General features: G+C 55.9%; 11 protein-coding genes. 9 read left to right on the top strand and 2 right to left on the bottom strand.

Annotation, left to right across the window (positions count from 1 at the left end; genetic code table 11):
• Positions 1–2 precede the first annotated feature (2 nt).
• Positions 3–878, bottom strand: a complete 876-nt coding sequence (locus ACFQI7_RS06655; RefSeq protein WP_218098488.1) for a helix-turn-helix transcriptional regulator — start codon at positions 876–878, stop codon at positions 3–5.
• A gap of 282 nt (positions 879–1,160) precedes the next feature.
• Between ACFQI7_RS06655 and ACFQI7_RS06650 the strand changes: the two genes are divergently transcribed.
• From ACFQI7_RS06650 to ACFQI7_RS06620, 7 genes are all read left to right on the top strand, one after another.
• The gene (locus ACFQI7_RS06650; protein WP_218098704.1) at positions 1,161–2,726 is read left to right on the top strand and encodes a glycoside hydrolase family 43 protein; all 1,566 of its coding nucleotides are present in this window, start codon (positions 1,161–1,163) and stop codon (positions 2,724–2,726) included.
• A 198-nt stretch (positions 2,727–2,924) separates the two neighbouring features.
• Complete coding sequence (locus ACFQI7_RS06645; RefSeq protein ID WP_218098487.1) at positions 2,925–3,353, top strand: hypothetical protein; 429 nt, start codon at positions 2,925–2,927, stop codon at positions 3,351–3,353.
• A complete protein-coding gene (locus ACFQI7_RS06640) occupies positions 3,350–4,279 on the top strand; it encodes an extracellular solute-binding protein (RefSeq protein ID WP_329958219.1) in 930 nt (309 codons plus the stop codon). The genes ACFQI7_RS06645 and ACFQI7_RS06640 overlap by 4 nt, the downstream gene beginning before the upstream one ends.
• A gap of 122 nt (positions 4,280–4,401) precedes the next feature.
• Positions 4,402–5,439, top strand: coding sequence for an alpha/beta hydrolase family protein (locus tag ACFQI7_RS06635; RefSeq protein WP_218098485.1), 1,038 nt, complete (start codon positions 4,402–4,404; stop codon positions 5,437–5,439).
• 5 nt (positions 5,440–5,444) lie between these two features.
• Complete coding sequence (locus tag ACFQI7_RS06630; protein WP_218098484.1) at positions 5,445–7,754, top strand: glycoside hydrolase family 95 protein; 2,310 nt, start codon at positions 5,445–5,447, stop codon at positions 7,752–7,754.
• A 160-nt stretch (positions 7,755–7,914) separates the two neighbouring features.
• Positions 7,915–10,320, top strand: coding sequence for a YcdB/YcdC domain-containing protein (locus tag ACFQI7_RS06625; protein WP_218098483.1), 2,406 nt, complete (start codon positions 7,915–7,917; stop codon positions 10,318–10,320).
• Positions 10,321–10,494: 174 nt separating this feature from the next.
• Positions 10,495–12,066, top strand: coding sequence for a sialate O-acetylesterase (locus tag ACFQI7_RS06620; protein ID WP_218098482.1), 1,572 nt, complete (start codon positions 10,495–10,497; stop codon positions 12,064–12,066).
• 69 nt (positions 12,067–12,135) lie between these two features.
• Here the strand turns inward: ACFQI7_RS06620 and ACFQI7_RS06615 are convergent, their stop codons facing one another.
• Positions 12,136–13,014, bottom strand: a complete 879-nt coding sequence (locus ACFQI7_RS06615) for an AraC family transcriptional regulator (RefSeq protein ID WP_377516722.1) — start codon at positions 13,012–13,014, stop codon at positions 12,136–12,138.
• Between the two features lie 218 nt (positions 13,015–13,232).
• Here ACFQI7_RS06615 and ACFQI7_RS06610 point away from each other — a divergent pair, with 218 nt between their 5' ends.
• Both ACFQI7_RS06610 and ACFQI7_RS06605 read left to right on the top strand, forming a co-directional pair.
• Positions 13,233–13,940: a rhamnogalacturonan acetylesterase gene (locus ACFQI7_RS06610; protein WP_218098702.1), complete on the top strand. Its 708-nt coding sequence runs from the start codon at positions 13,233–13,235 to the stop codon at positions 13,938–13,940.
• 16 nt (positions 13,941–13,956) lie between these two features.
• Complete coding sequence (locus tag ACFQI7_RS06605; protein ID WP_218098481.1) at positions 13,957–15,537, top strand: hypothetical protein; 1,581 nt, start codon at positions 13,957–13,959, stop codon at positions 15,535–15,537.
• Positions 15,538–15,540: the final 3 nt, after the last annotated feature.

Here is a 15,540-nt window from a genome sequence, read left to right as displayed (position 1 = left end):
TTTTATTCATAGGGAATTTCCCGGCCGATTTCAAGCTGTCTTTTGCGGTATTGAAGCGGGGAAATTCCCGTTATTTTTTTGAACGTCGTATTAAAGTGGGAAATATGGCGAAAGCCGACAAGCTCGGAGATCGACAATATTTTGTGCTGGCTTTCGCGCAGCATGCGCTGCGCTTCCCTCACCCGGATGACGAGAAGATACTCGCGGAAGTGAAAGCCGGTAATTTTTTTGAAGATTCTGCTCAGGTAGGACGGGCTAATATAAAATTGCTTGGACACTTGCTCCAGCGTGAGCTCGTCCTGATAATGGCTGTTCAAAAATGCGGCGATTTCGGAAATTTTCTCATGCATCGGATGCGCATAGTGAGGCGGCTCCTCATCTTCCCGCCGCAGCTGACGGTGAATCAGTACGAGCAGCTTCATAAGGGACGACCGGACATAGGCCTCGTAGCCCTCCCCCCGCTCCGTGCATTCCGCGAGCATGTCCCGAATCAAGCGGTCGACCGCCGGCTGTTCCTTTAACGGAAACCTGACCAGGCGCGAGCCCTGCGCGAACGGAAGCAGCTGCGGATCGCCCGGCCCAAGTCTTGCATGGATGAACTCGTGTTTGAAATTAATCAGGATTCGCTCGAATCCCGGCGCCTCCGAACTCGACGTTTGATGCAGATCGTGAGGATTGACGATCACCAGATCACCTGCCTGCGCCGTATAGACGGTATCGTTAATGAAATAAATGCGCTCGCCCTGCAGCAAATAAAAAATTTCGTAATACGGATGGAAGTGGCCGCTGGCCATCGAGTAATACCCTTTGCGGTGCATGTATTGAATGGAAAAAGAATGCTCCTCCAAACTATACGTTTCACCCAAAATATCCGTCATGGCGCATTCCCCTTCTTAGAGAACAAATAGATACATTTTTTGTGGCGGTAACGGTCAATTCATGATCATTTTATCAAATATTTGCGCAGCGAGGAACAAGGAGGACAAATAAACGAAATCTTCGAGAAAAATGGACATGAATGATAAACTTCTTCTTTTCGTATTACTCTACAATAAAGAAGAGTAAACATATGCTTCCCATGTGCAGCACTCATCATTGCATGCCGCTGCTCCATAACGCTTCGCATTGCAGCCGGTTCATACGAAAGGACAAGGTGAATACTGTTGGTTACGAATTTGAAACAGCCCTGGATTGCGGATCAGGGCGACGGCACGTTCAAAAACCCGATCCTATACGCGGATTATTCCGATCCGGACGTGATTCGCGTCGGATCGGACTTCTACATGACGGCATCGAGCTTCGCTCATTTGCCCGGTCTGCCGATTTTGCACTCCAAAGATTTGGTCAATTGGGAATTGATCGGCCATGCGGTAACCAGTCTCGATTCATTGCCGGGCTATGACAAGCCGCGCCACGGGGACGGCGTATGGGCTCCGTCGATCCGTTATCACGACGGGAAGTTTTGGATTTTTTTCAGCGCGCCGGACGAAGGAATCTTCATGACGACGGCTGACCATCCTGCAGGTCCGTGGGCACCGCTCCATTGCGTGAAGGAAGTGAAAGGCTGGATCGATCCGTGTCCGTTCTGGGACGAAGACGGTCAGGCTTACCTCGTGCACGCCTTTGCCCGCAGCCGCTGCGGCATCAAGCACAGGCTGCAGCTGCTGAGAATGTCGCCGGACGGCAAAGAACTGCTCGGCGAAGGGCATCTTCTGTATGACGGGGAGCAGCACCATCCGACGATGGAAGGACCGAAAGTGTACAAACGAAACGGTTACTATTACGTCTTCGCGCCTGCAGGCGGCGTCGCGACGGGTTGGCAGACGATTCTCCGCTCGAAGGACATTTACGGTCCTTACGAAGATCGGATCGTGCTGCACCAAGGCTCCACGGATGTGAACGGACCGCATCAAGGCGGTTGGGTCGAGCTGGAATCCGGAGAATCGTGGTTTATCCATTTCCAGGACAAGGACGCTTATGGACGCATCGTTCACCTGCAGCCGGTCCGTTGGGTGGACGATTGGCCGCTCATGGGCGTAAATCCGGATGAGAACGGCGTCGGCGAGCCGGTGCTGCGGATGAAAAAGCCCGACGTCGGCGGGGAGTACCCAGTAGCGGTACCTGCGACTTCCGATGATTTTGCGGAGCAGCGGCTAGGTTTGCAATGGCAGTGGCAGGCGAATCCGCAGCAAGCGTGGTATGCGCTCGGCGAGAAGGAAAGCCACCTGCGCTTATACGCCGTGCCGACGCAGGAAAGCGGGAACGGGAACGTGCCGACGCTGTATGCGGCACCGCAGCTGCTAATGCAGAAGCTGCCGGCGCCGGCATTTACGGCAACGGCGAAGCTCAGCTTCGAGCCCGATGCACCGGGCGATCGCTCCGGCCTGATCGTGTTCGGCCTGAAGTACGCGGGACTCGGATTGATCAAGGACGACGGCGGCAGTGTTAAGCTCGCTTACTGGACGGGCGACGAGCAGTCGGAAACCGTCGCATGGCAGGGCGAGGAACTGACCGGAACGGTCTTTTTACGGGTTACGGTGGCAGAGGGGGCACTGTGCTCCTTTAGCTTCAGCACGGACGGCGATCAATTCGAGCCGGTTGGCCAGCCATTCACGGCAAAAGAGGGCCGCTGGGTCGGCGCGAAGGTCGGCGTGTTCGCCGCTAACATGCAGCGAAGCGGCAGCAGGGGCTACGTCGATGTGGATTGGTTTGAAGTGAGCGAGTAACGGATTGGGGGAGATGCGTCACTGACGCGTCTCCCCCAATCGTCTTGTTTTAACCTGAATATGCTCGTTGCAACTTCTTAGCAAATCTGTATCTTTTTATGAAAAAACGGGATATTCAGCCCGCCGGGAAACGGATATAATGAGCACAGATTCATGTAAGCGCTTTATTATACACTTATTCCAGGGAGGTCTATCGAAATGAGAGGTGCTTTGCTGAAGAAGAAAAGAAGGGCAACGGCAATGATCGGTTTGCTTGCCCTATCTATTGTAAGCGCATGCAGCTCGGGGCCGGGAGCCGGCAAACCGGCGGCGGAACCGGGCAAGACTGCTGCACCGGATACGGCAGCCTCTTTGGGGCCGGCCGAACTGACGATCACGTCAAGCAGCGCCTTGAGCGAAGAAGCTTTCGAGAGCAACTTCGGGCAATATTTGAAGAAAAAATTTCCAAATTTCAAATTTACGTATATCAAGAAAGCGACCGGAACGCTCATTACCGACCTGATCACCGCAGGCACGCCGGTGGACCTTATTTTCGAATCGTCGGGCAATATTTATCCGGGATTGATTAACGCCGGACTAGCCATGGACATATCCGACACCTGGTCAAAAAGCACAACATTGACTTGAACCGTTTCGATCAAGGAAGCTTGGGGGTCATGAGGCAGCTGGCCGGCGGGGGACTGTACGGGTTGCCGGTCTACGATCTTGTGATGGTGACTTATTATAATAAGGACATATTCGACCGCTTCGGAGTTTCCTATCCGAAAGACGGCATCACGTGGGAAGAAACAATCGAACTGGCCAAGAAGCTGACCCGCAACGAAGACGGCAAGCAATATCTTGGTCTTGTCGTGTCACCGGCGCACTATATCCGGTTGAATCAGCTGTCCGTCGGGGCGATGGATCCGAAGACGGAGAAGGCTACACTTAACAACGAACAATGGAAAAAGCTTTTTGACAGCGTGTTCAAAGCGCAAGGGAACATGCCGGACTATATGAAATACGTCACCGACAACAAGAATAAAATGCCATATAAAGACGAGTTTCTGAAAACGAAGACGTTGGCGATGTTCGTTTATTTGTCCGACCTGCACACGGCCAATCAGGAAGTGATGGACCAGATGAATTGGAATATGGCGACAGCGCCGGTATTCAAGGACATGCCGAAGACGGGAACGCAGACGTACCCGTTCTTCTGGAATATCGCCTCGAACTCGAAAAACAAAGATGCATCCATGGAAGTGCTTAAATATTTGACATCCGACGAATATCAGCTGATCGTGTCCAAGCGGGGCGAGATGACTTCACTCAAAAATGCAGACATCCGGAAGGAAATGGGCAGAGACATGAATTTCAATAACATTAACTATAACGCGGTTTATGCCAATACACCTGCGGCGAGCGCGCCAAGGCACAAGTTCGAGCAAATCGCGCAGAAGCCGGTCGAGAACATCATCGCCGAGGTCGTCACCGACAAGGTCGACGTCAACTCCGCATTGCGCAGGGTGGACGACGATGCGAACAAAGCGCTCGACGCCGAGAAGAAAAAGTAAACGGTCTGGAGCATATAGATATAAATATCGCATCGTCAGGACAAGAAAACGTAAAGTTTCTTGTCCTCTTTTATGGTACTGTAAAGGCGACGACGAAAAAGGAACGAAGGAGCGGATAAACCATGCTAAAGCTCGATGATTGGGTAAAACAAATGACCCGCCAGACGGTGCAAAAACTGCCGTTTCAAGCCGAAAATGCGCAGCAGTGGGAAGAATGGCGCGATGCGCTGAAGTCGAAGCTCGCAGAACTCGCCGGCACGTTCGAGGAGCATCGTGTTGAGCTCGAACCGGAGACGGTTGAAACTAGCGATCTGGGTGATGTCATCCGCGAGCGTGTCGTGTTGACCACTTCACCTGGACTTCGGATGCCTGTTTACATATTGCGCCCCGCGCAAAAGCAAGGCCGACTTCCCGTAATCGCCGCCCTCCACGGTCATGGTTACGGCAGCAAGGAAATCGTCGGCCTGCACCCGGACGGTTCGGAGATGACGGGCGACCCGGGCATTCACCGCAGCTTTGCGCTGGAGCTGGCGCGACACGGGTATCTCGTGGTCGCGCCCGAGCTGATCGGCTTCGGCGAACGCAGGCTCGAGGAAGACGAGGGCAAGCCGCCGAAAGATAATTCGTGTTACCGGCTGACGGCGGCATTCATGATGGCCGGCGGAACGATCGGCGGCTTTCGCAGCTACGAAGCAAGGCGCGCGATCGATTACGCGCTGCAGCGCGGCGATGCGGACGCGTCTCGCGTCGGCTGCATGGGGCTCTCCGGCGGAGGCATGGTTTGCGCGCTGACGTCGGCGCTCGACGATCGGATCAAAACCGCGGTCATCAGCGGATACACGAACACGTTTGACGACAGCATCCTGGCCATGCGCCACTGCATCGATAACTACATCCCCGGTATTCTCGAGTGGGCGGAGATGCCGGATATGATCGGCCTGATCGCCCCGCGCCCGCTGATGATCGAAGCCGGGGAGAACGATCGGATCTTTCCGCTGCACGGCACGCGTAAAGCCGTATCGGTCCTGCAGAAGGTATATCGTACGGCCGGCGTGCCGGAACGGTTCGAAGCCGATATATTTGAAGGCGGCCACGAAATTCACGGAACCGTATCTTACGCGTGGTTTGATCGATGGCTTGGCGAGAGGGGAGGCGAATAGCGGCGATGTCGATGAGCATCTGGTTCAAGCAGCCGGCCGGCAAATGGGACGAAGCGCTGCCGATCGGCAACGGAAGGCTGGGCGGCATGGTGTTCGGGCACCCGTCAAGGGAGCGCATCCAGCTGAACGAAGATACGGTTTGGTACGGGGGACCGAGAGACCGGAACAATCCGGACGCGCTCGAGAACCTGCCCGAGATTCGGCGGCTGTTGTTTGACGGCAAGCTGAAGGAGGCGCACCGGCTCGCCGAGCTGGCGTTTTCCGGTACGCCAAACAGCCAGCGGCATTACATGACCGCAGGAGATTTGCTGCTGTTCATGGACGGACAGCGGGAGGCGGCCGATTACAGCCGGTCGCTCGATTTGGAGACAGCCGTCGTGTCCACGGCATACGAATGCGGTGGCGTCCGCTACAAGCGGGAAACGTTCGCAAGCTACCCGGACGGAATCATCGCGATGCGTATCGAGGCCGACCGGCCGGGGAACGTTTCGCTGCACGCGAGATTCGAGCGGCAAAAGGGCAAGTATATGGACGGCGCGTCCAAATGCGGCGACGATGCGATCGTGCTGCGCAACAGCTGTTACGGAACCGGGGGCGCCGAATACGTTATCATGGCTCGCGCGCTGCCCGAAGGGGGAGGCACGGTCCGGACGATCGGCGAGCATTTGGTCATCGAAGGCGCGGATGCCGTTACACTGCTTGTTGCCGCAGCCACCACGTTCCGGTACGACGACCCGGAGGAGGCTTGCAGCGAGCTGCTGGACCGCGCGGCGGACAAGACGTATGCGCAGCTCAGGGAAGCCCATATCGCCGATTACCGGTCGCTGTACGGCCGGGTAGCGCTGCGTCTGTCCGCAAGCGAACAGCCAGAAACGGCTTTGCTGTCCACGCCGGAACGGCTGGAACGGGTGAAGCAGGGGGAGGACGATCCCGGGCTCATCGCGCTGTACTTTCAGTTCGGCCGCTATCTGCTTGTCGCCAGCAGCCGCCCCGGCTCGCTTCCCGCGAACCTGCAGGGGATATGGAACGATCAAATGCTTCCTCCGTGGGACAGCAAGTATACGATCAACATCAATACCCAAATGAACTATTGGCCGGCGGAAGTATGCCAATTATCCGAATGTCACGAGCCGCTGTTCGAACTGCTGGAGCGGATGCGGGAGCCCGGCAGGCGTACGGCCGGAACGATGTACGGCTGCCGCGGTTTTGTCGCCCATCACAACACCGACATTTGGGCCGATACCGCGCCGCAGGACATTTATTTGCCGGCGACGTACTGGCCGCTCGGGGCGGCATGGCTAAGCTTGCATTTGTGGGAGCATTACCGGTTTACGCAAGACCGGACGTTTCTTGAGCGGGCTTACGGGACGATGAAGGAAGCGGCGCTGTTCTTCCTTGATTTTCTGACGGAAGCGCCAAACGGGGAGCTGGTCACATCGCCGTCCGTATCGCCGGAAAACACCTACGTGTTGCCAAGCGGCGAATCCGGAACGATCTGCTACGGACCTGCCATGGACAGCCAAATCTTGCGCGAGCTGTTCGGTGCATGTCTTGAGGCAAGCGCGCTTCTCGGCGCGGATGCGGGGCTCCGAACGCAATGGAAGCAGACGATGGAGCGGCTGCCCGCAACGAAAATCGGGAAATACGGCCAAATCCAGGAGTGGCCCCAGGATTATGAGGAAAAGGATCCCGGCCACCGCCACATTTCGCATTTGTTTGCTCTGCATCCCGGCACGGCTATCAGCCCCGACACTACGCCGGAGTTGGCGGCGGCGGCTCGCGTTACGCTCGAGCGGCGGCTCGCGAACGGCGGCGGCCACACCGGCTGGAGCCGGGCGTGGATCATTAACTTCTGGGCGCGGCTGAAGGACGGCGACAACGCCTATTACAACGTAAAAGAGCTGCTTCGCAAGTCGACGCTGCCGAATTTGTTCGACAACCATCCGCCGTTTCAGATCGACGGCAATTTTGGTGCTACCGCAGGCATTGCGGAAATGCTGCTGCAAAGCCATATGGATGAAATCTCCCTTCTGCCGGCGCTGCCGAAAGCTTGGCCTGACGGAAGCGTTACGGGACTGCAAGCCCGGGGAGGCTACGAAATCGCATTAGCTTGGGAAAACGGCGTTTTGCGGCAAGCGGATGTCGTATCCCGCGCAGGAGGCGTTTGCCGCATTCGAATACACGGGGGGATGAGCGTCCGCCTCGAAGACGCGGAAGGGAATGCGATCCAGCCTGCGTCGGCAGCGGAGTTGATCGAGTTGGAAACATCGCCCGGACAGAGGTTCCGGATCACTCTGGAATCGCCAAAACAATAATAATTAGACGTTTCAAAGAGAGTGCGCCTCAACAGGCAATTGCACTCTCTTTTTTCATACTGCGGTTAAAAATTTCAGCAAGTGAAACTTTTCTACCCTCAAACGCGTATTAGAAAGGAGTGCAATCACTAAAATATGGTAACATTGGAGTGTGATGGCGATGCGAAGACATCGGGGAATACGAAGAAGCAAACGGAAACTGTTCTTGTTTTCGATCTTATGTCTGAGCCTGATGCCGATGACGGCTTACGCCGATACTGCGACGACAAGCGTTGGCAGTACGAGCGTCAGCGGTTCGGCTGCAGCGGAACGCCCCGTCGAACGGGTGAGTTCCAGTCCGGCCAGCACGGTGAAAGAGACAGCGAAGCCTGAAGCGAAGATTACGAAGGAAGAAGCGGTGGCCGTTGCCAGAGCCTTGTTCCCGCAGCTCAATAAAGCCGAAGCGAGACAAGTGGAGCTCGGCAACAATCATTCTTTTCCGGCGCCTTATCAGAACGTGTGGAATATTAACTGGGAAATCAAGAACGGCAACAGCAGCTACGGATTCAACAGCCTTGTCGATTCCATTAGCGGTGAGCTGCTTCAAACACACATAAGCGGGCCGTACGATGACGGGGACCAAGCATATTATCCACCCAAAGTGACGGAAGAAGAAGCGTTCAAGCTGGCCAAAGCGTTCCTGTTCAAAGCTTCTCCGAGCTTGACGGAAGCCGACATCCGCACAGCCGAGCAGCCTAAATACGCTGAAGGCTCACTCTTTGGGCCGGTGCAATATTATTTTAGCTTTGCGACCTTGATCAACGGTCTTCCAAGCCCGAATGAGAACATCTCGATTACCGTCAACGGCAACGGAGAAGTGACCGGCTACAACAGAAATAAGACCGTGTCGGAGTATCCTTCCTCGACGCCTGCCGTGTCGCTCGAGGACGCTACAAGCAAATATATGTCGGCGTTCGATTTAAGATTGCAATACATGCCGGTCTATAAGCCATACGGACAAGAAAAAACGTGGTTTCTCGGCTGGGTCCCGTCTACGGTGGGAGATATGATCATCGATGCGCATACGGGCGACTTTCTGAATTTTTCGGGCGAAGTCGTTCGGCCGGGAGAGCTGCAGTACAAGAAGGTGGCCAAGGGAGATAAGTTGTTCGAGCCGGTAAAAGGGCAGGATACGAACGGCCTGTTGACCTCGGACCAGGCTTTCGAGCTTGCCGAAGCGTTATCGCCGGTCGTGCAGTCGCGTACGCGCGCTTCTACGTACCTGAATAACCACTGGTCCGACAGAAATAAGCAAGTCTGGAATTTGAACTGGTCGGAAAAGACGCCGACAGGACCGTACGGCGCACCGCAATCGAGCGCCATCGTCGACGCAACGACGGGGCAAATACTCGAGTTTCGGGAGAACAACTTTTTCCCGCCTTATATGCAGCAAGGGATGGCGAAGGAAGTCACCGGGCAGGAGGCAACCATTACCGAACGGGAGGCTGAAGCCAAAGCGCTCGACTGGGTGAACCGGCTGTACCCTAACGCGTCGGATGAATTGAAGCAAATGACGAGCGACCCGTTTGCATCGAAGCAGGATGGAAACAACAATTTTAGTTTCCGGTTTCAGCGGTATATCGGTGACATCCCGGTAAGCGGCGATTATACGACCATTACGATGGATAAGGGCGGCAAACTGCTTACCTACGGCAGCACGCGTTCCGCGCAGAGCGATACGGCAACCGCATCGCTGCAGGCGAAGGCGACAAAAGCGGAGGCCGAAGCGGCATACCGCGAGGCGTCCGAACTCAAGCTGCAGTATAAAAATTTCGGCGGCTACTATACGGAGAATAACGGATATATCGAACCGAAAGTCAAATTGACTTACGGGTACACGTTCAAGGACGAGAAAAAAGCCGGTTCCATGTTCGACGCTTCGACAGGCCAGTGGCGTTCCGTTATGAACGAGACGGGTCTGGCGCCGGACAAGGCCGCGCCGATGCCTGCCGATGTGAATGGACACCGGGCGCAAAAAGACCTCGAAACGATGGTCCGCTACGGCATTCTTAAGCCGAACGACAGCGGTGAGCTGCGACCGGACGACGCGATTTCCGTCGGCGATTGGCTGAACATGGTGGCGCTGGCCGTGAGCCCCTACTACAGCAGCGGCAAAAGCATCAGCGGGGGCGAAGCAAAGCCGAGCTTTGAAGATATCGACTCGGGAAGTCCGTATTACGCCGCCGCCGAGCTGTTCGTGCAAAGCAAGTGGCTGGACCCGAAAGTCTCGCCGAAGCTGGGAGCCGAGGAAACGCTGACGCGAGAAAAGCTCGCGGTGCTTCTCGTGAACATGGTCAAATACGGTAAGCTGGCGGGGCAGTTCAACGATCGGACGGAGCTGTCCTTTACGGACCGGGAGCAAATCAAGCAGCGGGGTGCGGTATGGATTGCCGTGCAGCTCGGATTTTTCGACGGGACGCAAAAGCAGTTCGAACCGGGGCGCACCGTAACGAAAGCGGAGGCGGCGACGGCGCTGATGCAAGTTGTAAGGCTGCAAGGCAAGTTGGACCAGAGCATAGCGAGATAAAGCAATCATACTCCATACCGGCCATTCCAAAACCTGCGAACGGAACATCCGTCGCAGGTTTTTATTCGGTGAACGCGCAATATTTTCTCATTCTGCAACAACTTAGTCCATTGCTAACTCGTTCTGACCGTTTTATGCTTATGGTACATTTATTGTTCGGGAGGGGAGCAGCGCATGCAGCAGCCTTTTCAGCTTGCATCGATGTTTACGGATCATATGGTTTTGCAGCAAGGGGAGCCGGTGCCGGTATGGGGCAGCGGGCCCGAAGGGGAGATCGTCACGGTTCAGTTTCGCGGAGAGATCGTGAAGGCGGTCGTTCAGGACGGATGCTGGCGGGTGCGGCTTCAGCCGAAGGATGCGGGCGGGCCGTTTGAACTCAATGCCCGGCTCGGCCATGAGGAAATCGTACGGAAAGATGTGCTGGTCGGGGAAGTGTGGCTGGCGGCGGGGCAATCCAACATGGAGCAGCCGCTGCTGTTTACCGAAGGCGGGGTGGCGGAAGCGGAAAGCGCTGCCGCGCCGCACCTCCGATTGTTTACGGCGCCGCGACGCCCATTCCATGATGCTCGGGTGCCGGGGTGGCATTTCAGCGGGACGATGTCCGATGATGCAGGGTGGCATACATGCACGCCGGAGAGCGCGCTTCATTTTTCGGCGATCGGCTACTACTTCGGCGCTTTGCTGCAAAGATCCCGCTCCGTGCCGGTCGGCATCATCAGCTGCAACTGGGGAGGAACGCCGATTCAAGCCTGGATGAGCGAGCGTTATTTGGCCCGTGACCCGGAAATGGGCGCTTCATTGGAGCAATACCGGAATCACGTCGCTGCGCAGGATTCGGAGCAGTATGAACGCGAATACGCCGAATACGTCCGGCAGATGCGGCGTATGATCGACGAGCGGGGCGATATCGAGCAACGGATTCGGTCACTTGGACTGGACGGATACCGCAGCTGGGTATCCGCCAATCCGCTTGCATGGCCGCCTCAGCCGCTCGGCCCGAAAGCGTACTTTCGCCCTTGCGGGCTATACCACACGATGCTCAGAACGGTTGCCCCATACCCGATCCGAGGCGTCCTGTGGTATCAAGGCGAAAGTAACGCCGTTCCCAAGGAAGCATTTCTTTACCGCAAATTGCTGGCTTCCCTCATCGAAAACTGGCGGGAGGACTGGGAGAAGCCGGACCTGCCGTTCCTGATCGTCCAGCTTTCCGCCTATGCTCCGCAGCGAGGGACGAACGGGACGGTATGGGCGACGCTGCGGGAATCCCAGGAAACCGTTGCAAGGACGGTCCCCCGCGCTTCCATGGTCGTTACGATCGATTGCGGGGAGCATGACATCCATCCGGTACGGAAGCGGCCTGTCGCCGAACGCCTATTGCTGGCCGCACAGTCAGACGTATACGGCGAAGAAGCGGACGCGCGAGGACCGCGTTACCGCTCGATGGAAGTGGAAGGGAATAAGGCGATCCTTTCGTTCGATCAACATATCCGCGCGTTGAATGGGACACAGGAAAGGCTGGCAGGGTTTACGATCTGCGGACCTGATCGGCAATTTGTTCCTGCGGAAGCCCGCATGGCCGGGGACCGGGTAGAAATATTTCAGCCGGAAATACAGACGCCGGTAGCGGTACGATACGCATGGCAAAATATGCCCGAATACAGCTTGTACGGCAGAAGCGGACTGCCGGCTGCGCCGTTCCGCACCGACGACTTCGCTCTTGAACAAGAGGGAAACGGCACGAAGTAAACATTCATGTATTTTAGGAAAGGGCTTCGATCAGAAGCTCTTCTTACTTATGTCGCCATTTCCAAAGGCTCATTCCTCGTCATTTTGCTGAACCGGGTGTTTGCCGGCTTGCTTCCGGTAGCGGAGCGGAGTAACGCCCGTTATTTTTTTGAACGTCGTATTGAAATGAGCCACGTGGCCGAACCCGGTTTTCTCCGCGATTGTCAGCACTTTTTCTTTCGTTTCTAGCAGAAGCCGCTGAGCTTCTTTCACCCGGACCACCTGAATGTATTCGCGGAAATGAAAACCCGTAATTTTTTTGAAAATGCGGCTCAAGTACGAAGGGCTGATGTAGAACTGCTCGGCGATTTGCTCCAGCCGAATATCCTCCATAAAATGATCGTTCAAATACGTTGCGATTTCCGTCATTTTTTCATGCATTGGGTGAGCGTATTGAGTCGGCTCCTGCTTTTTGCTTCGATTATGCCGGTATATGCGGATCAGCAGCTTGGCCAGCGTTGCCTGTACATAGGCGCTGTAGCCGCTTTCTTCGTTTTTGCATTCGGCTAGCATGTCTTTGATCAGTTTCTCGATATCCGGCTGCTCCTTCATCGGAAACCGGACCAGTCTCGAGCCGTGGGCAAAAGGGAGAAGCGAAATGTCCGTTCCGGCCAGCTCGGTTTTCACGAAATCGTGGCTGAAATTGATCAGTATTCTTTCGAATTCCGGCACGTTCGAGCTGGTCGTCCGATGTACGTCATGCGGATTAATAATGATCATGTCGCCCCGCTGGACGGTATATACTTGACCGTTTATAAAATAAATGCGCTCCCCCTGGAGCAAATAATAAATTTCGTAAAAAGCGTGAAAGTGCGGGTCCTTCATCGTCGAGAACCCTTTTCGCCGCATGTACTGAATGGAAAAGTCCAAGTCCCCGATCGTGTATTTGGGCCCGAAAATGTCGCGCACGCCGGTTCCTCCTCGCTAAAAGTGAAATCTAGTCCTGATTATACCTTTCTTTGCAACCGCATACATCTATTTTATCTCATTCGGAGTCGTTTTTGGACAAAAAAAGCAAACTTTCTCGCATTCAAGACACGTCGGTATGAAGAATACAGCGGTTTTATGCGCTACAATGAAAGCAATTGCAGCCATTACGATTTGGAGGAACGCAGCATATGAAGCCGATGGCGGATGCAAACACGGGCATCAACATTTTTATCGCCGGCGACTCGACCGCCGCAAATTACGCCGAGACCCGGTCGCCCATGGCAGGGTGGGGGCAAATGCTCGGATCTTTATTTGAACCGTCGGTTTCCGTCCGCAACGAAGCGCGCAACGGCAGAAGCTCGAAAAGCTTCATTGAGGAAGGCCATATTCGACGCATTGAAGAGGCGATCGGCGAGGGAGATTACTTGCTTGTCCAGTTCGGTCATAACGATCAGAAGCCGGATGAGGAGCGGCATACGGAGCCTGACTCCACGTATAAGGACTATCTTCGTCAATACATCGGCCTCGCCCGCAGCAAAGGAGCGCATCCCGTTCTGCTGACATCGGTCGAACGCCGGAAGTTTAACGGCGCGGGAGAGCTCGTTGCAACGCATGGTCGGTACCCGGATGCCGTAAGAGAACTTGCGGCGGAGCAGCACGTTCCGCTGCTTGATGCGCTGAACGGCACGCAGGAAGCATACCGTCGGATGGGACCGGAAGCTAGCAAATCGTGGTTCGTCTGGCTCGCGCCCGGCGAACATCCGAATTACCCGGAAGGCGTGCAGGACAATACGCATTTTAACAGGACCGGCGCCCTTGCGGCCGCCAAGCTCATCGCTGCGCTCATAAAACAGTCCGGCATTCCGCTCGCGGACAAACTTGCGTCCGTATCGGTATCAGAATAAAAAGGAGGCATGACCGATGGCTTCACGGGGAGAGTCCTTGCTGCAAGCGGTGCGCGAATATGCGGATAACGTGCTCCGGCACGGAAAGGACCGGTACGGCAGCGACGCTACGCCGCTATTCGCCGACGGCTTGAATGTGCGTACGGGAGAGCATGTCAGATGGAAGTCGGACGGGCAGGAGTGGATCTTGTCCAATCTGGCCAACCAGCAGCACTTGTTCCGGACGTTGTCCGGCTTAAGCCGGTTGACCGGAGAAGGGCGTTACCGGGAAGCGGCGGATCAAGCGCTGAGCTATGCTTTCCGGGAGCTGCGGTATGGCGGCTTACTATGCTGGGGCGGGCATATGGCTTTTGACCTGGCCGGGAAAAAGCAAGTCTATGCGTCAGATAAAGGGCCGCAGCACGAGCTGAAATGCCATTTTCCTTACTACGAATGGATGTACGAGGTCAATCCGGCAGCGACGCGGAGCTATATCGAAGCGCTGTGGGACAGTCACATTACCGACTGGTCCAATCTGGAGTTCAGCCGGCACGGAAAGCCGAAAACACCTCCGGAGGGCGGCGTATGGAGCCGGGAATATGCAGGCGGCGACGTGTTTTTCGAAGGCCAGGGTCTAACGTTCATTAACGCGGGCAGCGATCTTGTATACGCCGCTTCGCAATTGTACCGTTTTGGCGGGGATGACAAGCCGCTGCAGTGGGCCAAAAGACTGGCGCGCCGGTATGTGGAAACGCGAAATTCGAACACCGGGCTCGGCGGCTACCAGTTCAGCATCTCGATTCTTCCGGGCCCGCGAGGCAGAGGCGACCGGGCGATCGAGCAGTTCGGCGAGCAGCTTCGCCGGGAGCAACCCATCGAAGCCAAGCTCACTTCCGTAGGCCAATTGCGCACCATCCTCGGCCCAGCGGCCCTCTGCAAGCTCACGCTCGCCGAGACGTTAGGCGAAGCCGGGCGGGAATTCGGGCAGTGGGCTGCGGAAGATTTGATCGCGTACGCCGCTCATGCGTATGACATGCACGATAATACGTTCCATCCGATCTTGACAAGCGGTGTCCGTTTGACCGGCATAACGATGGAGAAGGACGGCTATTACGGCCGGCGAGGCGATGTATTCAAGCCGGTTCATGGCGATGCGCTGCTGTTCTGGTCATACGTGCGCGGTTTCCGCTTTACCGCACAACCGCTGCTGTGGAGCGTCGCGCGCAACATCGGCTTGCATCTCGGCCTTGGCGATATCGGCGCCGTGCCCGGAGCCGCACCGGCACTTGAAGCTGTTAGCGGATTGCTTGACCCGCATGCGATATTGGCATTGCTGGAGTTGTACCGGTGGAGCGGCACAGAGCCGTACCTGGATGCGGCGGAACGCTTCGGCATGAACTTGCTGCGCAGCAGCTTCCGGGACGGTTATTTCCACCGTTCTGCCGAGAGCGAAAACGTGAAGCTGGATTGCCCCGAAGCGCTAATCCTGCTGCAACTGGCAGCGGCGTTGTCCGGACGTGCAGAGGAGGTTCCCGCCTACGTTGGGGGACAAAGCTTCTTCGGTGCGGCTTATGACGGACACGGGCATCAAATCGACAACAGTTTGTTGTACCGTTAATTA

This window comes from Paenibacillus allorhizosphaerae (assembly GCF_042659105.1).
GTDB classification, from domain to species: domain Bacteria; phylum Bacillota; class Bacilli; order Paenibacillales; family NBRC-103111; genus Paenibacillus_G; species Paenibacillus_G allorhizosphaerae.
This window is presented reverse-complemented; position numbering and strand designations above follow the sequence as displayed.